Annotated in this window: 4 protein-coding genes and 1 pseudogene; all 5 read right to left on the reverse strand. The window is 64.0% G+C overall.

The genetic code is table 11. The features are described 5' to 3' along the window. A partial coding sequence (locus J7G73_RS12185; protein ID WP_291246450.1) for a hypothetical protein occupies positions 1–245 on the reverse strand: 245 nt, incomplete at its 3' end. After that, on the reverse strand, positions 242–2,266 hold the full coding sequence (locus J7G73_RS12190; protein ID WP_291246451.1) for a hypothetical protein: 2,025 nt from the start codon (positions 2,264–2,266) through the stop codon (positions 242–244). The genes J7G73_RS12190 and J7G73_RS12185, both read right to left, overlap by 4 nt. A 2-nt stretch (positions 2,267–2,268) precedes the next feature. Further along, positions 2,269–2,949, reverse strand: coding sequence for a hypothetical protein (locus J7G73_RS12195; RefSeq protein WP_291246452.1), 681 nt, complete (start codon positions 2,947–2,949; stop codon positions 2,269–2,271). Next, positions 2,946–4,964 (reverse strand): hypothetical protein, encoded by a 2,019-nt coding sequence (locus J7G73_RS12200; protein WP_291246453.1) that lies wholly within the window; start codon positions 4,962–4,964, stop codon positions 2,946–2,948. Before J7G73_RS12200 ends, J7G73_RS12195 begins: the two co-directional genes overlap by 4 nt. Positions 4,965–5,002: 38 nt before the next feature. Next, a pseudogene (locus J7G73_RS12205) lies at positions 5,003–5,464 on the reverse strand (hypothetical protein); the annotation flags it as partial.

Raw genomic sequence — 5,464 nt, forward strand, 5'->3', positions numbered from 1 at the left:
TGCCAGATCATCTGGGGGTCGCCGCTGGTGGTGATGTAGCTGCCGTCCTCCAGCAGCTGCATGTCCACCAGTTCAAAATTCTCCAGGGTAAGCTCACACTGGTAAAGACTTCCGCCCGCCTTGGCGATCATATCCGTTCCAAGGCTCCAGACGCTGCCCCCCAGCCAGACGATCAGCGCCGCCGCATAGCACAAAAGGGGCAGAAAGGCCGGGCGTTCCAGCCATTGTTTCAGTTTCGGAATCATCGGGGCACCTCCATCGCAACCGGCTCATAGCCGCCCGGGGCAATGCGGTAGAGCAGCGTCTCGCCGTTTTCGGCAGCAGCCAGGCCATCGGTGAACAGGCTGCCGTATCCGGCCACAAAGCCCGCGTCCAGCTTGTCCACAAAGATGTATTCGCAGCCGCTCTCAGCCACGGCCTTTGCAAAGTCCTCGGTGCGGTAGGCGTGGAAGTAAAGCGCGCCGCCCTCCTTGACTTCGGGCATATTCTCGGGCAGACAGAAGGTACCGCCGCCCGCGCCGTACAGGCCGGTCTCCTCGTCCAGTTCCCAGCCGCTGTAATCCAGAATATTGGGCTGGAAGTAGCAGCTGTAGGTGAACCAGAGCAGGCCGTCGTCGCCCTGGCTCACAAAGAAGATGCGGTCGTCCTCGTCGATCTGGGCCTTCACCGCGTCCACCTTTTCCATGATCAGGTACTGGTCCGCAAAGGTGGCGTCGGAAAAGCCCAGCACGCTCATCTGGGGCAGCACCATCATGTTCACCCGCAGCAGCATCAGGCAGGCAAAGGCCAGCGCCCCCGCCTGGCCCAGAAGCCGCCAGCGGCCGGTCTGCACCACCCAGGCCAGCACCGCCGCTGCGATCACAAACCAGGCGATGTAATAGGTGTACATATAGCGGTTGTAAGCGTCCAGAACCTCCGCCTGGAAGTCCTTGAAGATGAAGCCGTAGCTGATGGTGATCACATAGCTGTAAGCCGCAAAGCCCAGGGTGCTCAAGCCCATCCAGCACAGCACCCGCAGCCGCTGACGCATGCCTTTTGCAAACACCAGGGCAATCACGAACATGCCCAGAATCAGGCCGGTCACCAGAACGCCCTGCCCAACCATGGACACCAGCCGTTCCTTGCTCAGGAAGGCCGCCCACATGTTCCGGATGGCAGCAAAGAACTGCTCCTGCCGGGCGGCGTACTCCTCCGGCACCGACAGGCCCAGCAGCATTTTCGTTCCCTGCAGCGCCGCGCCGAAGGGGCTCAAAGAGGTCACACCGCTGCCGCCGCTCTCGGCGTTTTTCTGCACCAGTATCGCAATGTAGCTGCTCCACACCCTGTACTGAGCCAGCGGCACTGCCAGGCACAGCACCGCGAAGCCGAAGCGCCGGGCCAGGCCCTCCTTCCAGCAGTCCTTGTAATCAAAGAGGAAGGCATCCGCCGCGATGCAGCCCGCCGCGATCAGGGCAATGGGGAAGGTGTTGTCCTTGATGTTGGCCATCAAAGCCAGCACCGGCAGCACCGCCCAGCGGGGTCCTGCGCCCTTTTCGCTGCGCAGAGCCAGCCACATGGCCACCGCGCCGCCCGCCAGCATACCGGCGGGGATGTCGCCGTAGGCGCTCATATAGGTGTCATCCACCGCAACGGTACGGGCATACACCGTGAAGAACCAGGGGGTGCACCAGCCGATCACCGCCATGGGCAGCGCCAGCCGGTAGTGTTTGAAGCCGATGACACCCACCAATGCGGCGATACAGGCGAACAGCAGCAGGTCATAAGCCAGATACACCTTGAAGGGTGCAAAGGCGCCGAAGAACTGCACAAAGTAGCTCAGCACGATCAGGCCGCAGTTCTGGGTGGCCTGCCAGGGGGTACCGTATTCGCAGATGGTATACAGATGATCGGTGGTACTGGTCATCTGCGCTGCCGGGCCCCAGAAGCTGAACTCGTCAAAATCATGGAACATGGGCTGGCGGACGGAAAAATACACCGCGAAGCTGACAGCCAGCCCCCAGAACACCACCGCGCCGGGGCTGAGCAGCCGCCGGGCCTCGCTGCGTTTGGTCACCAGGGCAAAGACGCCCAGGCCCCAGGCCGCCAGATAGAACACCCAGCCGCCCGCCACCAGCAGATCCGCCACACCCGCCAGGGTGAACCAGATGCCGGTAATGCCCAGCGCGGCAAGCGGAGCCAGCGCACTGTGCAGCCGGGCCTTCAGGGTAAGGAAGGCGCACAGGCCGAACAGGGCCGTAAAACTCAAAACCAGATCAAAATACTGCAAGCTCATTTCTCCTTTTTAAAGGCACTTCCGCCCCGGGGCTTCCGGCGTGCAATGCGCGCCGATTTCCGGAACGGCTCAGGCTCCAATACCGCCCACAGCTCCCACAGCACCGCCACAATTACCGGCGGTAGCAGCAGCCCCAGCACAAGGCCGGTGGCGGTGGGAACAAAGGCGGTGTACCAGCCCTCGGCCGGGTTCAGGGTCACCCCGTCAAAACGGGTGGTCACGCCGCCCACACTGTCCGGGTCCAGGCGGATCTCGCTCACCACGCACCCGCCCAGATCAAAGCGGTACACGCCATCGGCGGTCTTTTGTGCATACACCATCCGGGCCGCGGAAAAATCTGCCTGGCCCGGCGCTTTCCAGTAAAGCACCACCGCCTGGCCGGGGGTGAGCTGCTCCACGCGCAGCTCCACCGTTTCCAGATAAACCCCTTCCGGGTTCGGGGCGGTCCAGTGCAGCTGGGGGTCGGTGTCGGTGGAGACGTACCACACGCCTTCCTCCTCGCCCTCCAGCTCCTGCACGCCCACACCGGTCAGGTCCTGCCAGGCAAGCTCGGTCTGCGCCTTCATTCCCTTATGGGCATACCAGGCGCTTTTGGCAAGGCTTACCCCGCCAAAAATCAGCCAGAGGGCCAGCACGGCAAGGTAGGCCGCCGCCAGCCAGCGAATCGGTCGTTTCATGCCGCGCCTCCTTCCTCGCGCACCCAGCGCACGGTGTCGCCCTCATATTCCACCCGCAGCAGGATCACCGAATCGGTGCGCCGGTCGGGCAGATCGTCGATGCCGAAGGCGGGGCCGATGGTCCCGGCGATGTAATCGTCGCTCTCGTCGATGAGGATGTGGGTGTAGCGCTTGTCCAGCAGGAACAGGCGCAGATCGTCCGCCGTGCAGACGGTCTGGTAGGGGTATACCTCCGGCATACCCTCCTGGGCACGGGCCGGGTCCACCAGATTCATATGGGTGGTGTCCCAGCTCCAGTCGCCCTCGTGGCCGTAGCCGAAGCCGCCAAAGCCCCGGGCCAGCGTGGCGTTCAGATCATAGCCGAAGTAGTTCCAGCGGGTGGCGTCGTCTCCCTGGCTGATGAGCAGAACGGTGTCGTCCCAATCCAGCAGGCCGTTCACCTGCCCGGCCCGCTCCTTCACATCATCCCGCACCGCGTAGACCACGTGGGGATAGTTCCAGAAGCCCGCGGCGGGCACGCCCCGCCAGCCGATCAGCACACAGAACACCGCCAGCACACCCACGGCGGCAAGCCGGGCCAGCTTGGCCCACGCACCGCCAAAGCCCGCCCGGGCCAGAAGGCCCAGCGCCATCAGGAAAAAGCCCAGATAATAGGGCCCGATGTAGCGGATGTAATCCTTCAGCTGCAGCGCTTCCGGATCCTTGAAGTTGAACACATACAAAAACAGATGGAACACCAGAAAGGCCACCAGTGCCAGGGTGCCGAACACCGCCAGCACCACCGGGCGGCGGCGCTCCTCCCCCTCTTTCCGGGCAAGGAACACCACAGCCAGCACAAGGAAGATGGCCGCCAGCGCCAGCGCGCCGCCGCCCAAAAGGCAGACCGGCACGCTCACCGGGCTTTTCAGCATCAGGGCGCTCACCTGGGTGAACTTTTCGGTGGGCTCCTCCAGCCGAAGCAGCTGGCGCACGCCGGACAGGATGGCCGCCCCCTGGCTCATAGCCGCGTCGCCGCTGCCCACGGTGGTTTTGTCCGCGCCGGTCATGGCCGCCACATAGCGGGTCCAGCCCAGATAAAAGCCCGCCACCGGAACGGCCAGAAGCACACCGCCGCCCACCACCTTGACCAGCCGGCGGCCAAAGCCCGCCAGCGGCCCGGTGAACAGGGCGTCCGCGCAGACAAGGCCCACCGCGATCAGGGCATAGGCCAGGCCCATGTCCTTGATGAGGGTCAGAAAGCTCACCTGCACCAGCAGCACCGGCAGGCAGCAGACCTTGTCTTTTAACACAAAATACAGGCAGACCGTGGCCCCGAACACAAAGCCCAGGGGCAGATCGCCCAGCACCGAGAGGTACACGGTGGACAGCTCCCCCACCGAGGGGGCGCTGAAAAAGTAGGGCAGCAGAAAGCCGCAGCCCGCCAGCACCAGGGTGCTGCTCCAACGTTTGCCCGCCAGCGCGGCCATGGCGGCCACCGCCGCGGCCAGCATGGCGTCGTAGGCAAAGTAGGCGCTCCACTCCGAGAACCCGGCGCTGAAGAACTGGAACAGGTAGACCACCAGCATCATGCCCGGGTTGGAGGCCTTGGCCAGCAGGTTGCCGTGAGCCGCCGGATGCAGCACGTTCTGCAGCTTGGTCAGTTTAGCCGCCGAGCCCCACAGGGTAAATTCATCGTTCTGGGCAAACTCCGGCCGGGTGATGGCGAACACCACCAGAAAGAACACACTGGCCGCCAGGAACACACCGAAGGCCGGTGTGAACAGGGTCTCCAGCGTTTCGGCCAGCCGGCGGCGAGCCAGCAGAACGGCCACAAGCGCCGCCGCGCCCAGATAAAACAGCCAGCCGCCCACCGGCAGCAGGCCCAAAAAGCCCCAAAGGCAGAGCCATACCGCCCCGCCGCCGATCACCGGCAGCGCAAACAGGGCGGCATCCGCCCGGCAGAGCCGGGCCAGGAAGGCGCTGTACAGCCCAATGGCCGCCAGCGCCAGGAATCCGCTGATCGTTACCATCACCATCCCGCGTTTTCCCCCTTTTCAGTCAAGTCAAAAATCGGTCAGCCGGGCAAAACGAATACCGGCCCGATGAAGTAATGCTGGAACAGCAGCACCGCGCCCAGCATGCCGAAGGCGGCAAAGGTCCACAGCGCCACCGCCTGGGGCTTTTTCTGCCCCGCGGCAAGGCGCGGCTCCAGCACGTGGCTGAGCACCGCCGCCAGCAGCACCGTGAGCATCAGGAACGCGGGCAGGAAGTACCGCGCCTGCACCCCGATGATGCGGATCATGCCCACCGGCGTACTGGTGATATACATGGCAGTGGCCGCGCCGGTGATGTAGAGCACGCTCAGCGCGCCCAGGCCCAGGGCGGGCGCGGGCTTCAGGCTGCTCTTCTCATGCACCGACAGCACCGCGCCGAACAACAGCAGCATGGGGCTGACAAGGCTGATGAAGGGCACCTCCAGATCCAGCGCGCCGAACAGGCCCATCTGGCCCACGTAGAATTTGTTTTCGTAGAAGGT

Origin of the sequence: Allofournierella sp., from assembly GCF_017889395.1 — a bacterium.
In the GTDB taxonomy this organism is placed as follows: Bacteria; Bacillota; Clostridia; order Oscillospirales; family Ruminococcaceae; genus Allofournierella.

Excerpts from the sequence above, each read along its gene's own strand:
- J7G73_RS12200 (WP_291246453.1), bottom strand. The coding sequence starts at position 4,964 with ATGGTGATGGTAACGATCAGCGGATTCCTGGCGCTGGCGGCCATTGGG.
- J7G73_RS12195 (WP_291246452.1), bottom strand. The coding sequence starts at position 2,949 with ATGAAACGACCGATTCGCTGGCTGGCGGCGGCCTACCTTGCCGTGCTG.